This is a genomic window from Streptomyces sp. NPDC054840, from assembly GCF_053611065.1.
The window spans coordinates 1-1,974 of the sequence record NZ_JBSGZP010000990.1 but is presented as its reverse complement, the minus strand read 5'-3'; the positions used below and the strand labels follow the sequence as shown (position 1 = coordinate 1,974).

Here is a 1,974-nt window from a genome sequence, read left to right as displayed (position 1 = left end):
GCACGGCACCGGACGCCTCGGGCTCGGCCGACAAGATCCGAAAGAGACGGCCTAGGGCCGTTCGGAGGGGATCATGCTGGGGACGGTGGGGAGCACGACGCCCCTCGAAACCTCGGACACCTCGCCGCCGCCTGCGGCGATGGCCATGAGGTCGGGCAGTTCATAGGGCTCCGCGGCGTCGAGGTCGACCTGGTAGCCGATGTCCCCGAGACTCGCCGCCGTCAGCCGGCTCAGCGGATTGCCGGCGTCGGCGATCCGCGGTGACATCAGCTCGTTGCGGAAGACCAGCTCACGCCAGTGGCTGCCCGCGCTTCCCGGACCGCCGACATTCGCGACCGGGACCGGCAGGGGGTGCCCGGACCCCCGGAGCACACCGAACTCCCGCATGGCCCCGGGACCGACGAAGGTGGGGTTCGGGCTCGGGAAGTCCTTCAGCAGACCGAAGCTGTCCCAGACCAGGCCGGTGATTCCCAGGCAGTGACCCATCTCGTGGGTGATGACGTCGAGCAGTGTGCCCTCGTCCTCCATCTGGCCCAGGTCGGCCGTGTCGAACCGCATGATGGCCTTCGCGGGGAGGCGTGCTCCCGTGGTCGCCGACTCGGGTCGGAATATGCGCGGACCCGCCTCCCCGAGGACGCCGAAGACGCCGTCGAGCGGCACGCCCTCAGCGTCGATCAAGAGGTCGTCGACGACGACGTCGCCACTGAAATCGTGAATGACCGCCGTCTCCAGGTCACCCACGATGACACTTGCCCAGCGTTCGGCGGCCTCGGCGAAGACATCCTGCTGGCCGTTCGTCAGACCGCCGATGAACCGCACCTCGATCTGGAACGGGGAGGTCGTCGCTGCGAGCAGCTCCGCGCGACCGGCGTCCGCAACCGCCCTGTAGGTCTCGAAAGCGTAGGTGGTGCGCCTGCCCATGACTACCACTCCCATCACCTATACCATGATTTACCTATACAAATAACGCTAAAGGACAATGGAGTTGTAGACAGGGCAACCAAAAGGTTGAAGGTTCTCCGGACCGCGCGAGAAGGCCGGGTGCCCGGGTCCGGATCACCATGAATGACGGCGAGACCCTGTCGCGGGCGGCACCCTCTGCTAGATTGGTCTATACCACCATATCCACTCCAGATCGGCAGGCCCCGCGTGGAAGTTGTCATCGTCCCGGACGCCAAGGCAGGCGGCGAGCTCATCGCGGAGGCCATGGCCGCCCTGGTGCGGCGCAAGCCCGACGCCCTGCTCGGCGTGGCGACCGGCTCTACCCCGCTGCCCGTCTACGAGGCCCTCGCCGCCAAGGTCAGGGCCGGGCAGGTCGACGCCTCCCGGGCCCGGATCTGCCAGCTCGACGAGTACGTCGGCCTGCCCGCCGGGCACCCCGAGTCCTACCGCGCGGTCGTGCTCCGCGAGGTCGTCGAGCCCCTGGGCCTGTCCGCGTCCTCGTTCATGGGCCCCGACGGCTCGGCCGAGAACATCGTCGCGGCGTGCGAGGCCTACGACCGCGCCCTGGCCGAGGCCGGGGGCGTCGACCTCCAGCTGCTGGGCATCGGCACGGACGGCCACATCGGCTTCAACGAGCCCTGCTCCTCCCTCGCCTCCCGCACCCGCATCAAGACGCTGACGGAGCAGACCCGCGTGGACAACGCGCGCTTCTTCGACAACGACCTGGAGCAGGTGCCGCACCACGTCATCACCCAAGGCATCGGCACCATCCTCGACGCCCGCCACCTGGTCCTGCTGGCCACCGGCGAAGGCAAGGCCGAGGCCGTCGCGCAGACCGTCGAGGGCCCGCTGTCCGCGCTCGTCCCGGCCTCCGCGCTGCAGCTGCACCGGCACGCCACGGTGATCGTGGACGAGGCCGCCGCCGCGAAGCTGAAGTTGGCCGACTACTTCCGCCACACCTACGCCAACAAGCCGTCCTGGCAGGGACTGTAGGCCTCACGCACGCGCGCACGACGAAGGGCCGGACTCCCC

2 protein-coding genes are annotated in these 1,974 nt (G+C 68.9%); one reads left to right on the top strand and one right to left on the bottom strand.

The features are described 5' to 3' along the window. Nucleotides 1-51: 51 nt before the first annotated feature. On the bottom strand, nucleotides 52-921 hold the full coding sequence (locus ACWGIU_RS36755) for a leishmanolysin-related zinc metalloendopeptidase (RefSeq protein WP_453712414.1): 870 nt from the start codon (nucleotides 919-921) through the stop codon (nucleotides 52-54). Between the two features lie 228 nt (nucleotides 922-1,149). On the opposite strand from ACWGIU_RS36755, the gene nagB reads away from it, so the two are divergent. Next, entirely contained in the window at nucleotides 1,150-1,935 is a 786-nt protein-coding gene (nagB, locus tag ACWGIU_RS36750; protein ID WP_453712413.1) for a glucosamine-6-phosphate deaminase, read from the top strand. Nucleotides 1,936-1,974: the final 39 nt, after the last annotated feature.

Excerpts from the sequence above, each read along its gene's own strand:
- ACWGIU_RS36755 (WP_453712414.1), bottom strand. The coding sequence starts at position 921 with ATGGGCAGGCGCACCACCTACGCTTTCGAGACCTACAGGGCGGTTGCG.